The following is a 23,600-nucleotide window of genomic DNA, read 5'->3' on the forward strand; positions in this document are numbered from 1 at the left end:
ATTGGTGGGGGGGTCAGCGAATGACGATCTCATCCGAGCGGATCATGCCCAGCACGGACCGCGCCTGCTGATCCAGAAGATCCAGATCCAGGTAATTGTCTGACAGGCGGCGCGTCAGGTTTTCCATTTCCGTGATTTCGGCGTCAAGTTTGGCCAGGTCGCGCGACAGGGCGTCCCGTTCCGCTGCAATCTCGACCCGTCGGAACAGGCCATAGTCGCCCTGCACGGCGGCGAAGGTGAAATAAACACTCAGCGTGAAAGCCACCATGAAGAATACAACTGAGCCCAAACCGGGCCGATGGGAACGGGACACTCTGTTTACCGCCGTATGAAGTCTGCCTCAAAAACGTGCCCTTTTCGGACATCTGCCTGCACTATGTCACAGGTGATTCGGCTTGTGAATCCCTCGATTCGCAATTTTTGATGATCAGCAGAAAAAATATGTTCGCCTGATGAATTTGGCTGGGAAAAAAGCGGTTATCGCCAGGCTTCCAGCGCCTGGTTGCGTTGCAGGGTTTGTTCTTCCATGCAGGCCCAATAGAACATGGGGGCCGCGCTACCGTCGCTGTCCAGCTCGGGGTCACAGGTCACGTCACGGCGTTTCAGCCAAGCGCGTTGCTCGGTCAGCAGGGCTTGGCCATCACCGCGCGCGTCCGATGCGGGTTTGATCTCTGACCAAAGGCGGTTCAGCTCTTGATCTGCAATTTCCCATTTTTCTTTGGCGCAGAAATTGGCGTCAACCTGTGTTTGGCCATCGCAATGGGATTGCGCATATGTCGTGATGGGCAGCAGAGTGGTGGCAAGGACGGCAATAGCTTTCATGGCACATCTCCCGGTATGACAGAGAGAGTACCATGAATGCCGATTGCCAGACAGACAGGGGTTACTGATCCAGTGCCGCGACGCCGGGAAGAATTTTGCCTTCCATCCATTCCAGGAACGCGCCACCGGCAGTCGAGATGTAAGAGAAATCCTTTGCGGCACCGGACGCATTCAGCGCAGCGACCGTGTCACCACCGCCTGCGACCGACACAAGCTGTCCGGACCGTGTCAGTTCGGCCGCCTTCAAGGCCGCTGCGTTGGTCGCGGCATCAAAGGGTTCAATCTCGAACGCGCCCAGCGGACCGTTCCAGATGAGCGTTTGGCTCTTCTCAAAAATCGCGGTGATTTCAGCAACAGTCTCGGGACCGGCGTCAAGGATCATGCCGTCTGCAGGGCATTGATCGGCTGGCAGGACCTGATTGGGGGCGTGGGCCTCGAACTTTTCAGCGACGACGACATCGCGAGGTAGGACGATCTGGCAGCCGGTCGTTTCGGCCTTGGCCAGGATCTCGGCCGCCGTGTCTTTCATCGCGGTTTCCGCCAGCGATTTGCCGACATTCACGCCTTGTGCGACAAGGAAGGTGTTCGCCATGCCCCCGCCGATGATCAGGTAATCCACCTTTTCGATCAGGTTGCCCAACAGGTCCAACTTGGTCGAAACCTTGGCACCGCCGACAACCGCAGTAACCGGGCGTTTAGGCGCGCCTAGCGCGGCTTCCAACGCGCTCAGCTCTTGCTGCATCAGGCGGCCCGCGCAGGCGGGCAACAACCGGGCCAGTGCTTCAGTCGAGCTGTGTGCGCGGTGTGCGGCCGAGAAGGCATCATTACAATAGACGTCGCCCATCTTTGCCATGCCGGCCGCCAGTTCCGGGCTGTTTTTGGTTTCCGCCGCGTGAAAGCGCGTGTTTTCCAGCAATAACACTTCGCCAGCGCTGAGGTTTGCTGCCGCTGTTTCCGCCTCGATCCCCACGCAGTCATCGCCAAACCGAACCTTGGTGCCAAAGGCTGCCTCCAATGTCGGAACAAGCTGCTTCAGCGACAGGTTTTGGCGACGTTCGCCGCCCGGACGCCCGAAATGCGCCAGCAGGATGGGCTTGCCGCCAGCGGCCAAGATGTCCTTCACGGTCGGCACGATGCGCTCGATACGGGTGGCGTCGGTCACCACGCCGTCGACTACCGGCACGTTGATATCCACGCGCACCAACACGCGTTTGCCGTTCAGGTCCATGTCGTCCAGTGTTTTCCAGCCCATCGCGCAATCCTCGACAAATATGAAAGTGACTTAGGCGGTTCTTTTCCTGCATTTTGCCGTCAGGTCAATGCGTCACTTGGCATTCCCGCGCCCTGCGCATAGGTATTTGCGCAAGATAAAACGACAGGAGGGCCTAATGGCCGAGATCAAGGATCCCGAAAACACAATCATCGTCGAACTCAAAGACGGCAATGTCGTCATCGAGCTGTTGCCGGATGTAGCGCCCCAGCACAGCGCTCGCATGAAAGAACTGGCGCGCAGTGGTGAGTATGACAACGTGGCCTTTCACCGTGTGATCGATGGTTTCATGGCGCAGACCGGCGATGTTCAGCACGGCGACATGGAAGACGGGTTCAACCTGCGTATGGCGGGTACCGGCGGGTCGTCTCTGCCCAACGTTCCGGCGGAATTCTCGAAGCTGCCGCATGACCGCGGCACGCTGGGCGCAGCCCGTTCGCAGAACCCGGATTCGGCCAACTCGCAGTTCTTCATCAACTTCAAGAACAACCACTTCCTGAACGGTCAGTACACCGTTTACGGTCGCGTCATCGACGGGATGGAGCATGTGGACGCCATCGTTCGTGGCGAGCCGCCGATGAGTCCTGACCGCATGATCAGCGTCAAGGTGGCAGCCGATGTATAAACTGGCCGCTGCTTTTGCCTTGTTGGCCAGCCCGGCGCTGGCCACGGGCCTTGAGGTCGAGATCAAAGGTGAGGGGGCCAATGGCACCGTCACTATCGACCTGTTCGATGATCTGGCCCCGAAACATGTCGAGCAAATCGCTGCCCTGGCCAATGAAGGGAAATACGATGGCGTGGTGTTTCACCGCGTGATCGACGGCTTCATGGCTCAGACCGGCGATGTTGAGCATGGCCGTCTGGGCGGCGACTTGCGTCGCGCTGGCACCGGTGGATCTGACCGTGCGGACCTTCCGGCCGAGTTTTCGGATTTCGAATTCGACCGGGGTGTTGTCGGCATGGCGCGGGCGCAAAACCCCAACAGTGCCAACTCGCAATTCTTCATCATGTTCGAGCCGGGCCCGTTCCTGAACGGCCAGTACACGGTTGTTGGTCAGGTGACCGGCGGCATGGACGTGGTAGATGCGATCAAACGCGGTGAGGGACAGAATGGCGCGGTGATCGGCCAGCCGGACGTGATGAAAAAAGTCACCGTTACCGAATGATCTTTGAACCCGGCGCTTACTCCAGCGCCGGGTTTCTCGTCATTGATCGATGAAGTTTCGGATCGCTTGCGTGTAAGTATCCGGATCCTGAAATGACGCAAAGTGACTGACGTCTTTCAAAATCAATAGTTCAGCGTCCGGGATCGCCTCGGCAATCGCCTGTGAGTGTTCGGTCAGAATTGCTTCGTCATGTTCGCTCTGCACGACCAGAGTGGGCACGGTTACGGATTGCAGCCCCTCAAGCCCTCCGGGCTTTTCCGTCGCCCACATGGCTGCGACACCGCCCAGAAACGCTTCGAACCCGTCCGGAGTGGGGGACATGGCGGCATAGTCCCCGGCCATCATCCCGACGTAAGTTCCAAAGACTTCGTTGGTTTCGACTGAAGGGTCAATCCCATCCAAAGTAACGTTGCCCGCATGGGCGAAATGGCTGGCAAGACGATCCGGCGCCGTGGTCGAGATCGTGTAGCCAATGTTGGCACCGTCAGACCATCCGACCAGATTTACTTGCTCAACATTCAGATAATCCAGCAGCGCCAGATAGTCCTGCGCCAACAGTTCGTAGCTGTAGGTGCTGCCGTCATTGGTTGAACGGCCGTGCCCCCGCGTATCCGCCACAATCACGCTGTGGTCACTGGCCAGATCAGCCACTTGCGCTGCCCAGATATCGCCATGCGCCAGACCGCCATGGATTAGCAGCACGGGCGTGCCCTCTGCCGATCCATAGGTGGCGTAATACATATCTATGCCATTCACGCTGGCGGTACCACTGGACGCGGCCTTGGGCATGGCAGGCGTTTCGGGGATTGTCAGCCAAGCATCCTGTGCCAGTCCCGCTGTCGCGGTCAACGTCATCGCAGTGACCATCAGTGTTCGAAGCATGTCTACCTCCCTGGTTTCGCGTCGTCTCGTCAGGGATGATAGCTTAGGAAGAGGAAAGCGGGGGAAATAATCCCCCGCTTGGCCTTTAGTCGTCTGTTGTCATCGCCTTCCAGATCAATGCGCCGATTGCGCCACCGATCAGGGGTGCAACCCAGAACAGCCAGAGCTGCCCAAGGGCAGGCGCGTCCGCGAACAAAGCAACCCCTGTGGACCGGGCCGGGTTGACCGATGTGTTGGTCACCGGGATCGAGATCAGGTGGATCAATGTCAAACCAAGCCCGATGGCGATGGGGCCGAACCCGGCAGGAGCGCCGCTGGAAGTGGCCCCCAGGATGATGATGATGAAGAACGCAGTCATGACGATCTCGATCACCAGAGCGGACATCATTGAATAGCCCTCGGGTGATGCCTCACCATAGCCGTTCGAGGCAAACCCACCCACGCCGTCAAAGCCGGGCGCGCCGCTGACGATTAGATACAAGACAGCAGCCGCAGCAATTGCGCCGATGACCTGGGCGATCCAATAAGGGATAAGGTCCTTCGCCGGAAACCGTCCCCCGATCATCAGCCCAAGGCTGACTGCAGGATTGAAATGGCCGCCCGAGATATGCCCGACGGCATAGGCCATCGTCAGAACGGTGAGGCCGAAGGCAAAGGAAACGCCCAGCCAACCGATGCCCACATCGGCGACCCCGGCGGCCAGAACGGCGCTGCCGCAACCGCCCAGAACCAACCAGAACGTACCGAAGAACTCGGCCATGAGTTTTGATGACATGAAAAATCCTCCTGAAAACACTAATTTAAGACTAATTCGAAAATGATGTTTTGTGAAATGTTTGGATAAGGGGAAATTTCACTGGCAGTGGTCAGGAGTGAGGCGGTGGGAGCCTAAGCACGCCTAACCCCAGGCAACCGGGTCCAGTTGGAACAGTTTGGCAAGTTGGTCATAGACCTCAGGGGCCTCAGATTTCAGGTCGCGGGGCTTTTCAAAGAACACCTCGACGGAAACGGCAAAGAATTCTTCATGGCCGGTTGCGCCATAGGCGTCGATTACCGTGCGCCGCCCGCTTTCGACGGCGCGGACAAGGGTGTCATAGGCAGTCAGAAAGACACGCTCCCACTCGGCAAAGCTTTGCCCGTCGCTCAGGATCGGAACGCCGTTGGTGCCACCGGACAGATCGTCTATCTGGTGGGCAAACTCATGCAGTACGACATTCTGCCCGTCATGGTCGTTCAGTGCGCCCAGCTTGCTGTGGGTCCAAGACAGGATAACCGGTCCACGGTCCCAGCTTTCCCCGGTGCGCACGATCTCTTTCTCGCTGACGACGTATCCTTCCTGTCGGCGCTGCCGAGACTTAAAAGCGTTCGGGTAGATCAGGATCGTGGTCAGGTGATCGTACCAGAGGTCGCTGTTTACAATAAGAAGACAGGCCTGCGCGGCGATGGCCAGTTCCATCTCTTCGGTCACGTCCAGCCCGTCGCAACCGAAGAAACGAACCTGATCCAGAAACAGATTCACCTTGCCGTCCAGTTTGACACGCAGGTCTAGGGGCAGGCGGCGGATCAACGGCACTTGCTGCTCGATGAGGATGCGTTGGTGGTCTGTCAGGGGTGTGGACAATAACTGTTGGCGCGCCCGGGACTTGGACCAGTAGCGATACAGTAGGAAACCGGCAATAAGCGCCAAGGCTGTGAAAAAGAACAACATAAAGGTCACTATAAGGACGCGCCGGGCGGTTGGAACCGGAAAACCCAATCGTCCCCGTCAAATGAAAAACGCCGCGGGTTTCCCCGCGGCGTTCGAAACTTGGAAAGTGGTCCGCGTTACTGCTTGACTTCGGCCGCCGGGTTGGCACCCGCCTTGCCGCCGCGGCCCGGGTTCAGAGGGTCGTCCTGACGCTGAACCGAACCTTCGAAATGCGCGCCGCTTTCGATCGCGATGGTCTTGTGGATGATGTCGCCTTCGACACGTGCGGACGAGGTCAGGCGTACCTTCAAACCACGGACACGGCCCACGATGCGGCCGTTGATCACGACGTCATCGGCGGTGACTTCGCCTTTGATGGTGGCAGTCTCACCGATTGTCAGCAGATGCGCACGGATGTCGCCTTCGACAGTGCCTTCGACCTGGATATCGCCCGAGGTCTTCAGGTTGCCCGTGATGTGCAGGTCCGAAGACAGAACCGATGCCGGTGGCTTGGGCTTGGGCGCGGTGCTGGCCTTGTTTTCTGCCGGTGCAGGGGCCGCCGGTGTCGCCGGTGCAGCGGGTTTTGCCGCCTCGGGTGCAGTGGACGAGGGCTCGTTGATTTTGCTCTTAGAAAACATTTCTCGCAGCCTTGATGTAAGTCATTGGGTTAACAGGTTTTCCGTTCACGCGAACTTCATAGTGCAGGTGCGTGCCGGTCGACCGTCCGGTGCTACCCATATCAGCAATATGATCCCCGCGCGAGACCCTTTGACCAACCTTCACGCGTATCTTCGTGTTATGGGCATAAAGTGTCTCAATTCCGAACGCGTGCTTGATTTTTACCAGCCGTCCAAACCCGGACTGCCAGCCGGCATGGGTGACCACACCGTCGGCGGTGGCAAAAATGTCGGTGCCATGGGCACCTGCGAAATCAGCGCCGTTATGCATGCGGCGACCACCTGTCTTGGGGTCTCGACGCGTCCCGTAACCGCTCGTGAATCGCACGACGGAATTGACGGGGCTTGCAAACGGCGCTTTCTCTGCAGCAATTCGGTACAGGTTCAACTGATCCATCTGTTGCAACAGAGTATTTGCGCGGATCTCGTCGGGGGTCAGTTCCTCACCGCGCGTGCTGAAAGAAATAGGGGTTAGGGGGCCGCCCATGCCGCTATAGCCGCGGCGGACTTCTTCGATGATGCGGTCGGTGGGCATGCCGGCCTGGCGGAACATCTTGTCCAGTGGTTCGACCGAGATCACCATTGCCTCTTCCAACTGGCGGAAGATCTCGTCGCTGCGTTCCTGCATCAGCCGGATTTCCAGCTCAAGATCGTCACGCTGTTCCAGCGCGTCCTTGGCATTGGCGGCAATCTGGTCGCGTTCCTCGGCGGTACGGGACAGTGCCTCGGTCATAAAGTTCATCTGTTCAGGGTTGGCAACGGCGGCCATGTACATGTCGCCTTCGCCCGCTTCCTGCTGAAGCGTGACCAGTTCTGTACGTGCTTCTTCGCGCTGTTTCATGGTAGCGCGCAGCGTGGTCTGGATAACCTCGATCCCGGTCTCAAGCTCGCGGCGGCGGTTTTCCGACGCCAGCAGTTCCGACTGCATGGCCGAAATCTGCTCGAGCGCTGCGTTGAACCGGTCCTGAGCCGCCAAAGCCTCCTGCGCTCGGACGTCCCGTTCCGTGGACATGATGTTCAGTCGTTCCTGATAGGTCGCCTGATCACGCTTTGCCTGTTCCCGGAAGTTTCCCGACCCGATGCTGTCCATCAACAGTATCGCAGTCGCGACAGCTGTCCATCCCACGAACAAGGCGACACCAGCAACGGCTATGACCTGCGTTTCCGAGCTTAGCCGAATAAACCGCGTATCATTGTCGGATTTCAGAAAGACACGGCGTTCGGGAAAATGCCGCTCGAACAATGAATGTAATTTGATTGCCAGACGTGTTCTCACGCGTCCTACCTCTCCATCCCCAAAGATCGGGACCGGTCGTGAGTGATAGCCGTCCCTTGGGCGAAGTGCATAGAGCGAGAGGGAGCTTTGGGCAAGTTTGTTAACTTATCGACCTTGCGTTACCGGTTTTTGCCGCCGATTCTAGGCGAGAAATTGCCGATAACGTCAACTTGTGCCCGTTATTGCGCCTGTCCCGGCAATGGCAAATCCTCCGTCAGAGGCCAATAGAAATCCGGCGGCAGCCCGGCCTCGGCCCGTTTTTCTTCGTTAAACGGGGGCTTCAGGACGCCATGGAAATACTGGCGCACCAATTGGTGAAATACATCCTTGGGATCTGCGTTTTCACGCCCACACAGGAAATGGAACCATTTTGAACCATAAGCCACGTGGGCCACTTCTTCAGCATAGATGACCTCGAGCGCGGCAATTGCCTGCTCGGCTTTGGCCTTGCGGAATATGTCGATCATGCCGGGTGTCACGTCCAACCCACGCGCCTCGAGCACCATGGGGACAACCGCCAGTCGCCCCATCAAATCTTCGGCAGTGTCTTCGGCCGCGCGCCACATTCCCGCATGCGCGGGCAGAGCGCCATAGTGGCTGCCCTTGCTTTCCAGACAATCGCAGACCAATTCGAAATGCCGCGATTCTTCTTCGGCGCATTTGACCCAGTCATCGTAAAACCCGATGGGCATCGGCACGTGGCCAAATCGCGCGATGATGTCCCAATGCAGGTCGACCGCGTTCAGCTCGATATGCGCAACTGCGTGAAGCAGGGCGATACGCCCGGCCTCGGTTCCGGGCTTGCGTTTTGGAACCTCACGCGGCGATAGCAGCTCGGGCTTTTCCGGGCGGGCAGGACTCAGCGGCGGAGTTGCGGTTCCCACCTCAATCTCAGGCGCGTCGCCCTTGCGCGATGCGAACCAGGCGGCGGCATAGCGCTTGGACAGGGCAGTCTTTTCCCGACCATTCGCTGTTGTCAGGACTTCGGTCGCCATCTGAGTCAGTGTTTTGGACACCGCGTTGTCTCCGTTGGTTGAGATGGACGGCTCATAGACCGGATGACGACCGTGGTCGAGAGGATTACAGGCTGCGCACAGCCTCTAGCACCTCGTCCACATGGCCGGGGACTTTGACTTTGCGCCAGACCTTGGCGATCTTGCCCTCGCCATCGATCAGAAAGGTCGAGCGTTGAATTCCCATGGATTTCTTGCCGTACATGTTCTTTTCAACCCAGACGCCATAGTCCTCGCAGACCGAAGACCCTTCATCCGACAAAAGCGGAGTCGTCAGGCTGTGTTTGGCAACAAACTTGTCGTGCTTGGCAACACTATCCCGCGAGATGCCAAAAACTTGAGCCCCCGCATCACCAAAGGCCTGAAGTTGTTCCGAGAAACCGATGGATTCCTTGGTGCAGCCCGGCGTATCATCGCGGGGGTAGAAAAACAGAACGACGGCACCGCCGCGCAGGTCCGATAGGGTCACTTCGCCGCCGCCGTCGCGGGGTAATGTGAAATCAGGGGCGATGTCTGTTACGTCGGGCATTGGAAACTCCGCTAAAGGATTTTAAGTGCTGCCCGGCATAATAGGGCGACGCGAGCGGGTTGAAAGACTTGGATAAAAAATTGGCTCAGCACGAAGACGCAAGTGGCGACCGGCCCGAGACGCCTGTCCGCCGCCGGTCACGCCGTCGTATCGCCGCGCGCTGGAGCATCGGAACCTTGTTTTTAATGTGCCTGCTGGTCGGAGCGGGCTGGTTCTTTTTGATCGGAAAACAGCTGCACGCGCCGGAATGGGTCACACAGAAAGTAGAAGCGCGTCTGGAACGCAGCCTTGGCGGTCTTAAATTCACCTTTGGGGACGCCAGCTTTATCGTAAACGAAAAGTGGCGCCCGCGTATCCGATTGACGGATGTGACCATCAGCGATGCGGCGGGGCGTCAGATCGTTCAGATTTCGGATTTGCGGACACGCCTGTCGATGCGTGAATTGCTGCGCGGCAAGATCAGACCGCGGCGGATCACTATGCTGGGTGCGCAGATTGCTTTGACCCGTGGTGAGGACGGTGCGCTGTCGCTGACAGTGGGGTCGGGCAGTGCCCCGGTGCAAAAGGCCCCGACGCTGGCACAGCTTATCGAGGAATCGGATGATGTGTTCCTGTCCCCGTTTCTGTCAGGTTTGCGGGCGGTCGATCTGGAATCGTTGACGCTGGACTATCAGGATCTGCGGCTGGGGCGGGCCTGGGTGTTTGACGGCGGGCATATCTCGATCATCCGGGACGGGAATGAAATGCGGCTGGCGACCGGGTTTTCGGTTCTGACCGGGCGCGACTACGCCAGCACGATCGAGGCGAACTATACCAGCGTGCTTGGTACCCCTCAGGCGAGTTTTGGGGTTTCGATCACCGATTTACCCTCGGAAGACATTGCCACCCAAAGCGTTGCACTGGCGTGGTTGCAGGTGCTCAATGCTCCGATTTCCGGCGCGTTACGGGGCAGTGTAGATGGGCAGGCCGCGCTGGGGCCGCTTTTTGCGACGTTGAATCTGGGCGAGGGTGTCCTGCAGCCCAGACCTGAGACGCGCCCGATCGGGTTCGAATCCGCGCGCGCCTATTTCACCTATGACCCCGCGCGTCATGTTCTGGAATTCAACGAGGCCTCGGTCGTGTCCGACGTGGGGGCCGTGCAGGCCGAAGGCAAAGCCTATTTGAACGGGGTCGAAAACGGTGTTCTTGAAAGCCTGACGTCACAGCTGACCCTGAACAGTATCGATATCTACCCCGGTGGTCTGTTCCCGGAATCGCTGGAAACGGCGCGGGCGGATGTGGATTTTCAACTCAAGCTTGCGCCGTTCGAGCTGCAGCTGGGGCAGTTGACGATCACGGATGCCCTGCACGAATTGCACGCAACGGGCAGGTTGATCGGCCAGCCCGACGGTTGGGATGCCGCGTTTGATGCGCAACTGGACAAGATGGGGTCTGAGAACCTGTTGCGATACTGGCCCGAAAGACTGGCGCCGAACCCGCGGAAATGGGTGTCGGAAAACCTGTTCGAAGGTCAGTTTTCAGATGTGGAGTTTTCACTACGCTTGCATCCGGGCAGTAAGCCGGACCTCTATTTGGGCCTTGGGTTCGATGAGGCCAAGATCAGGTTTGCCAAGACCTTGCCGCTGATCCAGGACGGGCGGGGCCGGCTTAGCCTGCTGAAAGATCGCTTTACCGTCACGGCTGAAAAAGGGGTTGTCATCGCCGATCAGGGTGGCGCGGTGGATGCCTCGGGAACCTCGTTCATCATCCCGGATACAACTGCCAAGGGCGGAACGCCTGCGATTGCTCGGATCGAGGCGCGCGGCAGCGTCGAGGCCGCCTTGTCGCTGCTGGACCGACCACCACTAAGCCTGATGTCTAAAGCCAACTTGCCGGTCGATCTGGCGGCTGGTGACGTAAGCTTGTCAGGCACTTTGTCATTGCCGCTGAAAAAGGGGCTGAAGTTTCACGACACAGAATTCCACTACACCGGTGAAATCGACAATGTGCAAAGCGACAAACTTGTGCCTGACTATTCCGTCAGCGCTGATCTTTTGAACCTGTCCGGCAATCAGACCGAGGTGAAGATCGACGGCTACGGCTTATTCGGCCAAGTGCCGATGCAGGTCGCGTGGCGTCAGCCCATTGGCGGGGATGGGCCGCAACGCAGCGAACTGACGGGCCAGATCGAACTGTCGCCTTTGTTGATGAGCGAACTGAAGGTGCCGCTGCCGCCGGGCATGCTGACTGGAAAAGGCACAGCGGATATCACCGTTGGAATCGGCGCGGATGAACCCGTCACACTCTCTGCGACCTCGGACCTCGCCGGGGTCGGAATGGCAATTCCTGAACTTGGCTGGCGCAAAGGGACGGGGGCGACCGGAAAGATGACACTGGACGCCACGCTGGGTGAAAAGCCCAAAGTGGATGATCTGACGCTTGATGTCGCGGGGCTGCGCACTAAAGCCTCGATCTTCTTCCGGGACGGGGGTGCCTTTGACCGGATACGGTTCAGTTCGTTTGATCTGGGCAACTGGCTGGCGGTGCCGGCCGAACTGATCAACACCGGCGGACCTGTCCCCAATATCGTCGTTCAGGGCGGTGTCATGAATCTGGGTCGCGCAACCTTCGGCGAGGGCGGTGGCGGAGGAGGGTCAGGCCCCGGTCCAAGGATCGATGTTCTGTTGGACCGCCTGCAGGTGACCGAAGACATTGCACTGACCGGGTTCCGGGGCGCGTTTCAAACCACAGGCGGGGTGAACGGCACCTTTACGGCCAATGTTAACGGCGGCACGGCGGTCAGCGGTCAGATGAGCCCGCGCGACAGCGGTAGCGCCGTGAACATAAAGTCGAAGGACGCAGGGGCCGTCCTGCGGTCAGCTGGTGTTATCACCCAGGCGCGTGGCGGCAGTTTGGATCTGCAACTGGAACCGGTCAGCGCGCCGGGGAATTATGATGTGATCCTCAAAATACTAAACACACGCATTACCGATGCACCGGCAATGGCCGCACTGTTAGACGCGATCAGTCTTGTTGGACTTTTGGACGAGATGACCGGGCAGGGGATTTTTTTCTCGACTATCGATAGCCGCATGCGGATCACTCCGACCGAAATCAAAGTCCTCAGTGGAAGCGCCGTTGGCCCGTCCATCGGCTTGTCCTTTGACGGCACGATCGACACGGTTGCGGGCATGCTAAACCTGCGTGGCGCAATTTCTCCGATCTATCTGGTGAACGCGATCGGAAGTGTGTTTACGAAAAAAGGCGAGGGGGTCATCGGGTTCAACTACAGCCTGACCGGGCCGCTTACGAAGCCAAAAGTTTCCGTAAACCCGCTGTCTGGCCTTGCGCCACTGTTCCTACGAAATTTACTGCGCGCACCGGCCCCGACTGTATCAGATGGCCCCAATGCGCTGCCGAGAAAGCCGGATGAACCCAAAAAGACCTTTGGTTCTCCGCCCCGGGACAATTGACCCGGATGGGCTGTTGCTGATTCCGATGCGGAATTGTATGGCGCGGCTATGAAACTCAGCGATTTTGACTTCCATCTGCCCGAAGACCGGATTGCCACACGTCCCGCCAGCCCGCGCTCATCCGCGCGCCTGTTGGTGGCCGAAGGTGACGTGATCTCGGATGCGCATGTTTTTGATCTAACCGACTGGTTGCAGCCGGGTGACAGATTGGTGCTAAACGACACGCGCGTCATCCCCGCGCGCCTGAACGGACGGCGCCATCGCAACAGTGCACAAGGACCGGTGTCTGCCGCAATCGAGGCGACTTTGCTGGACCCGCAGGCTGATGGCACATGGGCGGCCCTGATCAAACCGCTGAAGAAAGTGAAGCTGGGCGAAGACATTCAGTTCTCGGATCAGCTGAGCGCCACGCTGGAGCGGGTTGAGGACGGGCAAGCCTATCTGCGGTTCAATCTGTCAGGCGACGATTTTGATGCTGCGCTGGAACAGGCTGGGGCAATGCCTCTGCCGCCCTACATCGCGGCCAAGCGGCCAGCGGATGAGCAGGACAAGACGGATTACCAGACAATCTGGGCCCGCAATTCCGGTGCGGTTGCCGCCCCAACGGCGTCGCTGCATTTTGATGAGGCGTTGATGCAGGCGCTGGGCGCGCGCGGCGTCGCAGTCACCCATGTCACGCTGCATGTGGGCGCGGGCACATTTCTGCCGGTCAAAGTCGAGGACGTGACGACCCACAAGATGCACGCCGAATGGGGCAGTGTCAGCGCCGTCGCCGCGCAAGAAATCCGCGAGACCAAAGCCGAAGGGGGCAGGGTCATCCCGGTGGGCACCACCGCGCTGCGTCTGATCGAAAGCGCCAGCCGGTCGGGGCAGATCGAACCATGGGAAGGCGAAACGGATATTTTCATCTATCCTGGTTTCGAATTTCATGTGACCGACGCGTTGATGACCAATTTCCACCTGCCGAAATCCACCTTGTTGATGCTGGTTTCGGCCCTGATGGGGCTGGAACGCATGCGGCAGGTGTACGCGCATGCGATTGAACAGAAATACCGGTTCTTCTCTTACGGGGATGCGTCGCTTTTGATCCCGTAAGGGACGCGTTGTCGGGATCGAATCTTTTCAATGTCGTAGACAAGCATGACCAAAGCCGTTTTTGATTGCAAAACGGTGTCACAGTCTAGCTCGGAATTTTTCGGAGGCCCCAATGATTCAGGTCCTTTCCAGCGCATGGGCGCTATTGCTTGGTATGGGCCTGTTGATGGTCGGAAACGGTCTTCAGGGGACAATTCTGGGTGTCCGGGGCGAGATTGAGGGGTTTTCGACGCTTCAGATGTCATTCGTGATGTCGGCCTATTTCGTCGGTTTCCTGGGTGGATCACGCCTTGCACCCGAAATGATCCGACGTGTCGGACATGTGCGAGTCTTCGCGGCGCTGGCATCGTTCATTTCTGCCGTGATGATCATGTATCCGTTGATGACCGACCCGGTTATCTGGATTCTGGGTCGTGTCGTGATCGGGTTCTGTTTCTCCGGAGTGTACGTCACTGCGGAAAGCTGGCTCAACAATGCTGCCAGCAACGAAAATCGCGGCCAGGCACTGTCTCTTTACATGATCTTCCAGATGACAGGCATCATCAGCGCACAAGGATTGGTTCTGTTGGGCGACCCGGCCGGGTTCGATACCTTTGTAATCGCCTCCATTCTGGTTTCGGTCTCTTTTGCGCCTATTCTCTTGTCGATCTCACCGACTCCTGCGTTTGACACAACCAAACCGATGACTTTGCGCGAATTGTTCGGATATTCGCCATTGGGCTGTGTTGGCATGTTTCTTCTGGGTGGCGTTTTCTCTGCACAGTTCGGGATGGCGTCGGTATACGGTGCCCGCGCGGGCCTGACACTGGTTGAGATTTCGACTTTTATTGCCGCATTCTATATCGGTGCCCTGGTCTTGCAGTATCCATTGGGATGGATGTCCGACCGCATGGATCGCCGTTTCCTAATCATGCTTGTTGCAGGGGTCGGCAGCTGCGCGGCAGTTGTGGGCTTGGTGTTCGGGGTGACGTTTCCGATCCTGCTGGGCGCGGCCTTTGTGATCGGCGGTATGTCGAACCCGCTTTACTCATTGCTGATCGCGCACGCGAATGACTTTCTGGAACACGAAGACATGGCCGCAGCGTCAGGGGGTCTCTTGTTTATCAACGGCATGGGGGCCATCGCGGGCCCGTTGATCACCGGTTGGCTCATGGGGGATGCGGTCTTTGGTCCTCCGGGCTTTTTCCTTTTCATCGCTATCCTGCTGGTCGTTATGGCCGGCTATGCGCTCTACCGTATGACCCAGCGCGCGGCGATCCCGGTCGACGAAACGGGCACCATGTCGCCGCTCTATCCAACGGCGTCTCCGGTTGTGATGGAATTGGCGCAGGAAGTGGCCATCGAGGCCGCAGAAGCCGAGCAGGAAACGCAAGATGTTGCCTAGAACACGAATTTATGTCGCAAGTGTTGCAATAATTTACTGTTACAATTCTGTAAAACACACTTAAATGAATTTAAGTCCCTTGGGGGGGAAACACGACGGAGTTAAGGGCATGGCAAGTCCTGAAGATGTACTGAGTTTTTGGTTAGATGAGGTTGGTCCCAAGGGTTGGTATCTGCAGGATGACGCATTGGATGCAGAAATCCGCGACAGGTTCCTGACCACATGGGAGGCTGCGAATGAAGGCAAGTTCTCTCTTTGGCTGACCTATCCCAGCGGTGCATTGGCGTACATCATCCTGATGGATCAGTTCCCACGCAACATGTTCCGAGGAAGCGCTGAGGCCTTCGCCTCAGACCGTGCAGCGTTGTCAGCAGCGAAATGCGCGGTGGACAAAGGGTGGGATATGAAGATCGACGAACCGGCCCGCCAGTTCTTCTATCTTCCATTGATGCATTCGGAAAACCTGTGTGACCAGGAACGCTGTGTGCGCCTGATGTGTCAAAACATGACCGATGGCGACGACGGCAATCTGTTGCACGCAAGGGCACATCGCGAAGTGATCCGCAAGTTCGGTCGGTTCCCATACCGCAACGACGCTCTCTCGCGGCCCATGACCGAGCACGAGGCCGCCTATGTCGACATGGGCGGATATGGCGCGACTGTGCGCGAGCTGCAGACAGCCGGCTAGGACGCCGGCACGCAGCCTCGGATTGCAATGATCCGGTCGGCAACAATGTCGGCCGAATTTTCAATTGCAGTGTTGATTAACTGGTCCGGGGCCTCGGTCAACTCGGCTATTCTCGCCTGCGCAGCTTGCAGGTTATTCTCCAAACCATTTAGCTTTTCCAAAGCCTCAGACAGTTTTCGGGCGGTCGCGCTGTCGGCTGCCGTTCCGCTAAGCTGAAGGGATGACAGGTCGCTGCGTAATGCCGTCAGTTCACCGCGTATCCCTTGTACGTCTTCCTTCAGCGGCGCTACGATCTGGACCTTCTCAGCAAACTTGACGGTAATGTCGTCAACTGTAGAAGCCAGCTTCCACCCCAGAAACAGGCATAGTGCAATCAGGATAAGCGTCGCATTCAACAGTGCAAGCAACAGATCTTTAAGCGTTTTGGCCATGGTAAGCCTTTCGAATGACTTGGGTTTCACAAAGTCCGGGCAGGTCAGGTGCGTATCTTCTAGCCATAGGTTCGCGCGCGGTATAGGCTGAAAATTGCGCATTCCGCGCCGGTTTACCCTGCGTCCGTTTTGTCGCGGGAGCAATATGTTGATGCGTTCTTAAAATTAGTTTAATGGTAAACTAATTTCTGAATCGACCTGCGCCGAGAGGGAAACATGGCAGCACAATCTTTTGATCTGATCGTAATTGGCGCCGGTCCCGGTGGCTATGTGGCCGCTATCCGTGCCGCGCAACTGGGCCTGAAAACCGCCGTGGTCGAACGCGAGCATTTGGGCGGTATCTGCCTGAACTGGGGCTGTATCCCGACCAAGGCGCTGCTGCGAACGTCCGAAGTGTTCCATCTGATGGAGCGGGCCAAGGATTTTGGCCTGAGCGCAGACAAGATTGGTTTTGATCTGGATGCGGTCGTCAAGCGTTCGCGCGGCGTTGCGGCGCAGCTGTCGGGTGGCATTGGCCATCTGTTGAAAAAGAACAAAGTGACCGTTTTCATGGGTGCGGCCACGATCCCTGCTAAAGGCAAGGTCACCGTTAAAACCGACAAGGGCACCGAGGAACTGACCGCCAAGAACATCGTTCTGGCCACCGGTGCACGGGCGCGCGAACTGCCCGGATTGGAAGCGGATGGCGATCTGGTCTGGACCTACAAGCACGCGCTCCAGCCGCCGCGGATGCCAAAAAAATTGTTGGTGATCGGGTCCGGCGCAATTGGGATCGAATTCGCCAGCTTCTATAATACCTTGGGCGCAGACACGACCGTGGTCGAGGTTATGGACCGGGTCCTGCCGGTCGAGGACGCAGAAATCAGCGCGTTGGCTAAGAAGGCCTTTACGAAACAAGGCATGACCGTCATGGAAAAGGCGATGGTCAAGCAACTGGACCGCGCCAAGGGTAAGGTCACCGCGCATATTGAGGTTAAGGGCAAGGTCGAAATGCACGACTTCGACACCGTGATCTCGGCCGTGGGGATTGTTGGGAACGTTGAAAACCTTGGGCTCGAGGCCTTGGGCGTTAAGATTGACCGCACCCATGTCGTCACGGATGAATTCTGCCGCACAGGTGTTGATGGCCTTTATGCCATCGGTGATATCGCAGGCGCGCCCTGGCTGGCGCACAAAGCCAGCCATGAAGGTGTCATGGTTGCAGAATTGATTGCCGGTAAACACGCTCATGCAGTGAAACCCGAAAGCATCGCCGGCTGCACCTACTGTCAGCCTCAGGTCGCATCGGTGGGGTACACCGAAGCCAAGGCGAAAGAGCTTGGCTATGACATCAAGGTTGGCAAGTTTCCGTTCATCGGCAACGGCAAAGCCATTGCGTTAGGTGAGCCCGAAGGCCTGATCAAAACGATTTTCGACGCCAAGACAGGTGAACTACTGGGTGCACACATGATCGGTGCGGAAGTTACCGAGTTGATTCAGGGCTACGTAGTGGGACGGCAATTGGAGACCACCGAGGAGGACCTGATGAACACTGTCTTCCCACACCCGACTCTGTCGGAAATGATGCACGAAAGCGTGTTGGATGCCTACGGGCGTGTGATTCACATGTAAGGATGGGGGCTCTGTCCCCGCCGACCGGGCCGGGCGTCTCCCCTGAGAATATTTTAGCCAGATGAAGGAAGGATCCTTCCTTCATCTGGCTTTTTAATTTCCCGGAGCGCGAGGCAGAGCCTCGCAAGTATTTTATTTATTCAATGCATCCAGAATGCGCGCCCACGAGCGAATACCCTTGTGGAAACTTTTCACGTCATATTTTTCGTTCGGTGAGTGGATGGCGTCATCGTCATTGGCATAGCCAACCAGCATCGAGTCCAATCCAAGAACCGAATTGAAATAGCCAACCACCGGGATCGAGCCGCCCATGCCGGTAAAGACAGCTTCCCGGTCCCATTCATCCGACAATGCGCCGCGCGCGGCTTCGAATTCCGGCCGGTCGAGGTTCATGACCGACGCAGGCGAACCTTCAAGGTCGTTGTCCCAGACGACTTTCGCGTCCGGCGACAGGCGATCTTCGACATGTTTACGGACCTTGTCGCGCAGGGCATCGGGGTCCATGTCGCCGACCAGCCGGCAGGTGATCTTGCAATGTGCTTCGGACGGGATCACGGTTTTTGATCCCGCGCCATTGTAGCCACCCCACAAACCGTTCACTTCCAGTGTTGGACGCGCCCACTGCTGTTCCAATGTGGAATAGCCCTTTTCACCATGGGGTTGCGAATAGCCAACCGAGTTCAGGTATTCCGCCTCATCAAAACCGCAGTTTTCCCATTGGCGCAGCTGCTCGGCGGGCACTTCGTGTACACCTTCGTAAAATCCGTCAACGGCCACGCGACCGGTTTCGTCATCGTAGAACGAGGCGACGATCTTCGACATCTCACGCAGCGGATTCAAGCCCGGGCCGCCATAGTGGCCGGAATGCAGATCGATGCGTGGGCCGATGATAGTGAACTCATCCTTGAGCATGCCGCGCAATTGCGAGGCGATGGAGGGCACGCCACGCGAGACCATCGAGGTGTCGCAAACCAGCGCAAGATCGGCTTTCAATTCGTCTTTGTTGGCTTCGAGGAACGGCACCAACGAGGGTGAGCCGGATTCTTCTTCGCCTTCGAAGAAGAACGTGATGCGGCAGGGTAGGGTGCCGTGGATCGCCTTCCATGCGCGGCAGGCCTCAACAAAGGTCATCAACTGGCCTTTGTCATCCGACGAGCCGCGGCCGCGGATGACCTGACCGTTGTCAGTATCTTCCAGCGCTGGGTCGAACGGGTCACGGTTCCAAAGCTCCAGTGGATCAACAGGTTGCACGTCGTAGTGGCCATAAAACAAAACATGCGGGCCGTCGCTGCCCTCGCCCACATGGCCAACGACCATCGGGTGGCCCGGCGTTTCGCGCTTTTCGGCCGTAATGCCGATGCTTTGCAGGTCTGTGACCAGCCAGTCGGCGGCCTGATCAACCTGCTCTTTGTAGGCTGGGTCGGTCGAAATCGATGGGATGCGCAGAAATTCCATCAAACGGTCGATGGACGTGGACAGATCGGTGTCGATCCTGCTCAGAACAGCGTCTAGTGACATGAGCCTCTCCTGAATGGCGTGAACTGGTGCGGAACCTATCAGCACCGGCGGTGCCGTCCAGTGCGTATCGACGGGATTTGGGGTATACTATCGGAAACGGGACATGTGACTTTGGAACGCCTGCGTCGTTTCCTCGCGTCTGATGGCCGTAACTTTACTTGTCCCGTGGCAAGATCAGGGATAATTGATGCAAATCAATGTCGCGACTCCGACAATGCCGCTACTCAAGGCATTCAAGGGGAAGCAAACCGCAGAGACAGAATGTATGGTCATCTGGGGGAGTAACGGGTTCGGCAACCAGCAGGTCAATGCCGGGCACAGAAGGAGAAACCGGTGGACTATACTGCTCAGCTCGATTCAGCGATTGCCAGGCTGCATGACGAAGGTCGTTACCGGACCTTTATTGATATCGAACGCCAGAACGGTCATTTCCCGCATGCTGTACGGACGCGTCCGGACGGCTCGCAGCAGAATATCACGGTGTGGTGTGGAAACGACTATCTGGGTATGGGCCAGAACCCGGTTGTTCTGAATGCTATGCATGATGCCGTTGATGCTGCCGGTGCAGGTTCCGGCGGAACGCGCAACATTTCGGGCACCACTGTCTATCACAAGCAACTTGAAGCTGAGTTGGCGGATTTGCACGGTAAAGAAGCGGCGTTGCTGTTCACCAGCGCGTACATCGCCAATGACGCGACGCTCAGCACGTTGCCCAAGCTGTTCCCGGGCCTGATCATTTATTCTGACGCGCTGAACCATGCCTCGATGATTGAAGGCGTGCGCCGCAATGGCGGCGACAAGCGAATCTTCCGTCACAACGACGTCGCGCATCTGCGCGAGCTGCTTGAGGCCGACGATCCTGCGACACCCAAACTGATCGCTTTCGAGTCGGTATATTCGATGGACGGCGATTTCGGCCCGATCGAAGAGATCTGCGACCTGGCAGATGAATTTGGCGCGCTGACCTATATCGACGAGGTGCACGCGGTCGGCATGTACGGTCCCTGTGGTGGAGGCGTGACCGAACGTGATCGCTTGGCGCATCGCATCGACATCATCAACGGAACATTGGCCAAGGCTTATGGCGTGATGGGGGGCTATATCGCCGCCAGTGAGAAAATGTGTGACGCTGTGCGTTCTTACGCGCCGGGTTTCATCTTCACGACATCGTTGCCGCCGGCCGTTGCCGCAGGTGCTGCCGCATCTGTCGCCTATCTGAAGGGTGCGTCGGAATTGCGCGAGCAGCACCAGACTCAGGCCAAGGTGCTCAAGCTGCGACTGAAAGGGATGGGTCTGCCGCTGATTGATCACGGCAGCCACATTGTACCGGTGATCGTTGGCAATCCGGTGCACACCAAGATCCTTAGCGATAAGCTGTTGGATGACCATGGAATCTACGTCCAGCCCATCAACTTCCCGACCGTGCCGCGTGGTACGGAACGCCTGCGTTTTACCCCGTCACCGGTCCACGGACCGGGTGAAATGAACCGACTGATCCATGCGATGGACGAACTTTGGTCACATTGTGCGCTAAATCGCGCCGAACTTGCAGGATAACCTCACGCCAAAGTGTGCAATGCATTTGTCGCGTGTTAAGCTTACGCTAACAAAAGAGACGCACGAATCGTTAGGTAGGCGATTCGCCGTTGGCGTGTAACACGCGTAAGGCAGAATGGGGCAGCAGGAATGATTGGGCGCAGATCACAGCGCGATTCCGAACAAGACACGGACGTCCGGCCAAAGGGCTTTGACGACTATGAGGTGCGGCTTGGCGACAGGATGCGCGGCGAACGCGCGACGATGGGCAAGTCTCTTCTGGATGTTCAGCGCGAACTGCGGATCAAAGCCAACTACATCGCTGCCATTGAAGACGCTGATCCTGATGCGTTTGACACACCCGGCTTCATCGCCGGGTATGTGCGTTCTTATGCGCGCTATCTGGGCATGAACCCGGATGATACTTTTGCCACCTTCTGCGCCGAGAGCGGCTTCGAAGTTGCCCATGGTATGTCAGCCGAGGCTTCGGTTGTGCGCAAACCATCCGGCGGGTTGCCCGCGCGGGGTCCGATGGGGCGCGATCCGTTCATCTCGCCGAATACACCTTACATCCCAGGCAGGGAATCTCTGGTCAGCCAGATCGAACCCCGTGCCATTGGCTCGTCTCTGGTTCTGCTGGCGGTAATTGGCGGCATTGGCTACGGCGGCTGGGCCGTCTTGAACAAAATCCAGCAGGTACAAGTAAGCCCGGTTGAACAAGCCCCGGTGGTTCTGTCCGATCTCGACCCGTTGGATGCAGCCCGCGCTCCGGTAGAAGTTGCCGAAGCCGCAGATGCCACCGCACCGACCCCTGAGGCGCTGGATCGTCTTTATCGCCCACAGGCGCTGGATGTTCCGGTTCTTGTGGCACGTGACGCTCCGATTGCTACGCTGGACCCGCGTACCGTGGGTACGTTCCGTCCACCAGAGGCACCACGGATTGAAGTGGCCGAGGTGCACACAGTTGAACGCCTCGCATTGCCGCAGGTAGTCGAGCAGGTTGATACCGCGCTCAAAATTGTTGCCGTTGCACCATCTTGGATGCGTATTCGCGCCGCAGATGGGAGCGTCCTATTCGAAGGTACGCTAGGCACAGTCGAGCAGGGCAACACATTCGAGATACCTCTGACCGAAGAACCGCCGCAGCTGCGCGCAGGGGCTTCGGGGTCCGTTTATTTCTCGATGAACGGTGAGCATTTCGGGCCTGTTGGCGCGCCGGGCACAGTGACCAAAGGTGTTCTGCTGTCCAAAGACGCGGTTGCCGAACGCTATGAGGTTGCCGATCTGGAAGCCGAACAGAATAGCGCCCTCAAACAATTGGTGGCCGAACTTCAGGCGGAAGTACCTGAAACGCCTGCTGAGTGATCTGGCCATTGCGGTGGCCGGGTAGGCGGACTATTTAAAGACGCAACTCAGGCAGCTCTGGACCCGTCCTCATGTCCCCTAATCATGTCCGCCCGTGGCGAAACATTTATCGCCGCAAATCCCGCCAGATCATGGTCGGGAATGTTCCGGTCGGGGGCGACGCGCCCATTGCTGTTCAGACCATGACCAACACGCTGACAACAGACGTTGCTGGGACCGTTGCGCAGGTTCAAGCCGCCGCCGAAGCGGGCGCTGATATTGTGCGCGTGTCCGTCCCAGATGAGGCGTCATCGAAGGCGTTGAAAGAGATTGTGCGCGAAAGCCCGGTTCCCATCGTGGCCGACATCCACTTTCACTACCGTCGGGGCATCGAAGCTGCCGAAGCGGGGGCTGCATGTCTGCGCATCAATCCAGGCAATATCGGCGATGAAAAGCGTGTGAAGGAAGTCATCAACGCCGCGCGCGACCACAATTGCTCGATCCGGATCGGGGTAAACGCGGGCAGTCTGGAAAAGCACCTGCTTGAGAAATATGGCGAACCATGTCCCGAGGCGATGGTCGAAAGCGGGTTGGAGCATATTCGCATCCTGCAGGACAACGACTTTCACGAATTCAAGATCAGCGTGAAGGCCAGCGACGTCTTTCTGTCCGCAGCGGCCTATCAGGGCATTGCCGAGGCCACGGATGCGCCGATCCACTTAGGCATCACCGAGGCGGGCGGGCTGGTGTCTGGCACCATCAAATCGGCCATCGGGCTGGGTAATCTGCTGTGGATGGGTATTGGCGACACGATCCGTGTCAGCCTGTCCGCTGACCCGGTCGAAGAAGTAAAGGTGGGCTTCGAGATTCTGAAATCCCTGGGCCTGCGCCATCGCGGCGTGAACATCATCTCGTGCCCCTCCTGCGCGCGGCAGGGCTTCGACGTGATTAAAACGGTCGAGGCGCTGGAACAGCGTTTGGAACACATCAAAACGCCGATGAGCCTTTCGATCATCGGTTGCGTGGTGAACGGGCCGGGTGAGGCGTTAATGACCGATGTAGGCTTCACCGGCGGCGGGGCCGGATCCGGTATGGTTTATCTGGCAGGCAAGGCCAGCCACAAGATGTCGAACGACCAGATGATCGATCACATCGTCGAAGAGGTCGAGAAGAAGGCGGCGGAACTGGACGCCGTGGCTGAGGCGGCGGAATAGTTGAT

The 23,600-nt window shown here is 57.9% G+C and carries 22 protein-coding genes; 10 read left to right on the forward strand and 12 right to left on the reverse strand.

Translation table 11 applies throughout. The annotated features are described in order from the left end of the window. Positions 1 to 13: 13 nt before the first annotated feature. The 3 genes from AC2FFH_RS08175 to AC2FFH_RS08185 all read right to left on the reverse strand — a co-directional run bounded on the left by AC2FFH_RS08175 (position 14) and on the right by AC2FFH_RS08185 (position 2,074). Positions 14 to 313: an FtsB family cell division protein gene (locus AC2FFH_RS08175; protein ID WP_496766990.1), complete on the reverse strand. Its 300-nt coding sequence runs from the start codon at positions 311 to 313 to the stop codon at positions 14 to 16. A gap of 164 nt (positions 314 to 477) precedes the next feature. Beyond that, positions 478 to 822, reverse strand: a complete 345-nt coding sequence (locus AC2FFH_RS08180) for a lysozyme inhibitor LprI family protein (protein ID WP_496766991.1) — start codon at positions 820 to 822, stop codon at positions 478 to 480. Positions 823 to 883: 61 nt separating this feature from the next. Then, positions 884 to 2,074, reverse strand: a complete 1,191-nt coding sequence (locus AC2FFH_RS08185) for a phosphoglycerate kinase (RefSeq protein ID WP_496766992.1) — start codon at positions 2,072 to 2,074, stop codon at positions 884 to 886. 136 nt (positions 2,075 to 2,210) lie between these two features. Between AC2FFH_RS08185 and AC2FFH_RS08190 the strand changes: the two genes are divergently transcribed. Together AC2FFH_RS08190 and AC2FFH_RS08195 are read left to right on the forward strand one after the other, a co-directional pair. Beyond that, the gene (locus AC2FFH_RS08190; RefSeq protein WP_496844176.1) at positions 2,211 to 2,717 is read left to right on the forward strand and encodes a peptidylprolyl isomerase; all 507 of its coding nucleotides are present in this window, start codon (positions 2,211 to 2,213) and stop codon (positions 2,715 to 2,717) included. Next, positions 2,710 to 3,258 carry a peptidylprolyl isomerase gene (locus tag AC2FFH_RS08195; RefSeq protein WP_496766993.1) on the forward strand — a complete coding sequence of 183 codons (549 nt, stop codon included), beginning with the start codon at positions 2,710 to 2,712 and terminating at the stop codon, positions 3,256 to 3,258. Before AC2FFH_RS08190 ends, AC2FFH_RS08195 begins: the two co-directional genes overlap by 8 nt. A 39-nt stretch (positions 3,259 to 3,297) precedes the next feature. Here AC2FFH_RS08195 and AC2FFH_RS08200 read toward each other — a convergent pair whose 3' ends face one another. From AC2FFH_RS08200 to AC2FFH_RS08230, 7 genes are all read right to left on the reverse strand, one after another. Further along, positions 3,298 to 4,140 (reverse strand): alpha/beta fold hydrolase, encoded by an 843-nt coding sequence (locus AC2FFH_RS08200; RefSeq protein ID WP_496844177.1) that lies wholly within the window; start codon positions 4,138 to 4,140, stop codon positions 3,298 to 3,300. An 85-nt stretch (positions 4,141 to 4,225) separates the two neighbouring features. Continuing rightward, positions 4,226 to 4,915, reverse strand: a complete 690-nt coding sequence (gene aqpZ, locus AC2FFH_RS08205; protein WP_496723385.1) for an aquaporin Z — start codon at positions 4,913 to 4,915, stop codon at positions 4,226 to 4,228. Between the two features lie 123 nt (positions 4,916 to 5,038). After that, a complete protein-coding gene (locus AC2FFH_RS08210) occupies positions 5,039 to 5,848 on the reverse strand; it encodes a M90 family metallopeptidase (RefSeq protein ID WP_496766994.1) in 810 nt (269 codons plus the stop codon). 116 nt (positions 5,849 to 5,964) lie between these two features. After that, complete coding sequence (locus AC2FFH_RS08215) at positions 5,965 to 6,465, reverse strand: bactofilin family protein (RefSeq protein ID WP_496723381.1); 501 nt, start codon at positions 6,463 to 6,465, stop codon at positions 5,965 to 5,967. Further along, entirely contained in the window at positions 6,455 to 7,780 is a 1,326-nt protein-coding gene (locus AC2FFH_RS08220; RefSeq protein ID WP_496723379.1) for a DUF5930 domain-containing protein, read from the reverse strand. The genes AC2FFH_RS08215 and AC2FFH_RS08220 overlap by 11 nt, the downstream gene beginning before the upstream one ends. 179 nt (positions 7,781 to 7,959) lie before the next feature. Then, on the reverse strand, positions 7,960 to 8,775 hold the full coding sequence (locus tag AC2FFH_RS08225; protein ID WP_496844259.1) for a ferritin-like domain-containing protein: 816 nt from the start codon (positions 8,773 to 8,775) through the stop codon (positions 7,960 to 7,962). 85 nt (positions 8,776 to 8,860) lie between these two features. Next, the gene (locus tag AC2FFH_RS08230) at positions 8,861 to 9,322 is read right to left on the reverse strand and encodes a peroxiredoxin (protein WP_496766997.1); all 462 of its coding nucleotides are present in this window, start codon (positions 9,320 to 9,322) and stop codon (positions 8,861 to 8,863) included. Positions 9,323 to 9,390: 68 nt separating this feature from the next. Between AC2FFH_RS08230 and AC2FFH_RS08235 the strand changes: the two genes are divergently transcribed. The 4 genes from AC2FFH_RS08235 to AC2FFH_RS08250 all read left to right on the forward strand — a co-directional run bounded on the left by AC2FFH_RS08235 (position 9,391) and on the right by AC2FFH_RS08250 (position 15,941). After that, positions 9,391 to 12,774 (forward strand): YhdP family protein, encoded by a 3,384-nt coding sequence (locus tag AC2FFH_RS08235; protein WP_496844179.1) that lies wholly within the window; start codon positions 9,391 to 9,393, stop codon positions 12,772 to 12,774. Between the two features lie 48 nt (positions 12,775 to 12,822). After that, positions 12,823 to 13,869, forward strand: coding sequence for a tRNA preQ1(34) S-adenosylmethionine ribosyltransferase-isomerase QueA (gene queA, locus AC2FFH_RS08240; protein ID WP_496766999.1), 1,047 nt, complete (start codon positions 12,823 to 12,825; stop codon positions 13,867 to 13,869). 112 nt (positions 13,870 to 13,981) lie between these two features. Next, positions 13,982 to 15,253 carry an MFS transporter gene (locus tag AC2FFH_RS08245; protein WP_058273985.1) on the forward strand — a complete coding sequence of 424 codons (1,272 nt, stop codon included), beginning with the start codon at positions 13,982 to 13,984 and terminating at the stop codon, positions 15,251 to 15,253. 109 nt (positions 15,254 to 15,362) lie between these two features. After that, positions 15,363 to 15,941, forward strand: coding sequence for a DUF924 family protein (locus AC2FFH_RS08250; protein WP_496767000.1), 579 nt, complete (start codon positions 15,363 to 15,365; stop codon positions 15,939 to 15,941). Here AC2FFH_RS08250 and AC2FFH_RS08255 read toward each other — a convergent pair. Further along, positions 15,938 to 16,372: a hypothetical protein gene (locus tag AC2FFH_RS08255; protein ID WP_496767001.1), complete on the reverse strand. Its 435-nt coding sequence runs from the start codon at positions 16,370 to 16,372 to the stop codon at positions 15,938 to 15,940. The genes AC2FFH_RS08250 and AC2FFH_RS08255 overlap by 4 nt on opposite strands. Positions 16,373 to 16,588: 216 nt before the next feature. On the opposite strand from AC2FFH_RS08255, the gene lpdA reads away from it, so the two are divergent. Then, complete coding sequence (gene lpdA / locus AC2FFH_RS08260) at positions 16,589 to 17,983, forward strand: dihydrolipoyl dehydrogenase (RefSeq protein WP_496767002.1); 1,395 nt, start codon at positions 16,589 to 16,591, stop codon at positions 17,981 to 17,983. A 132-nt stretch (positions 17,984 to 18,115) separates the two neighbouring features. On the opposite strand, the gene AC2FFH_RS08265 is transcribed toward lpdA, so the two are convergent. Then, complete coding sequence (locus tag AC2FFH_RS08265; RefSeq protein ID WP_496767003.1) at positions 18,116 to 19,501, reverse strand: dipeptidase; 1,386 nt, start codon at positions 19,499 to 19,501, stop codon at positions 18,116 to 18,118. A gap of 333 nt (positions 19,502 to 19,834) precedes the next feature. Between AC2FFH_RS08265 and hemA the strand changes: the two genes are divergently transcribed. From hemA to ispG, 3 genes are all read left to right on the forward strand, one after another. After that, positions 19,835 to 21,058, forward strand: coding sequence for a 5-aminolevulinate synthase (gene hemA / locus AC2FFH_RS08270; protein WP_496767004.1), 1,224 nt, complete (start codon positions 19,835 to 19,837; stop codon positions 21,056 to 21,058). A gap of 129 nt (positions 21,059 to 21,187) precedes the next feature. Further along, positions 21,188 to 22,402 (forward strand): helix-turn-helix domain-containing protein, encoded by a 1,215-nt coding sequence (locus AC2FFH_RS08275; protein ID WP_496723329.1) that lies wholly within the window; start codon positions 21,188 to 21,190, stop codon positions 22,400 to 22,402. A 71-nt stretch (positions 22,403 to 22,473) separates the two neighbouring features. Beyond that, positions 22,474 to 23,595 carry a flavodoxin-dependent (E)-4-hydroxy-3-methylbut-2-enyl-diphosphate synthase gene (gene ispG, locus AC2FFH_RS08280; RefSeq protein WP_496844180.1) on the forward strand — a complete coding sequence of 374 codons (1,122 nt, stop codon included), beginning with the start codon at positions 22,474 to 22,476 and terminating at the stop codon, positions 23,593 to 23,595. The last annotated feature ends 5 nt before the right edge of the window (positions 23,596 to 23,600 follow it).

Source organism: Ruegeria sp. YTSC003, from assembly GCF_059609785.1.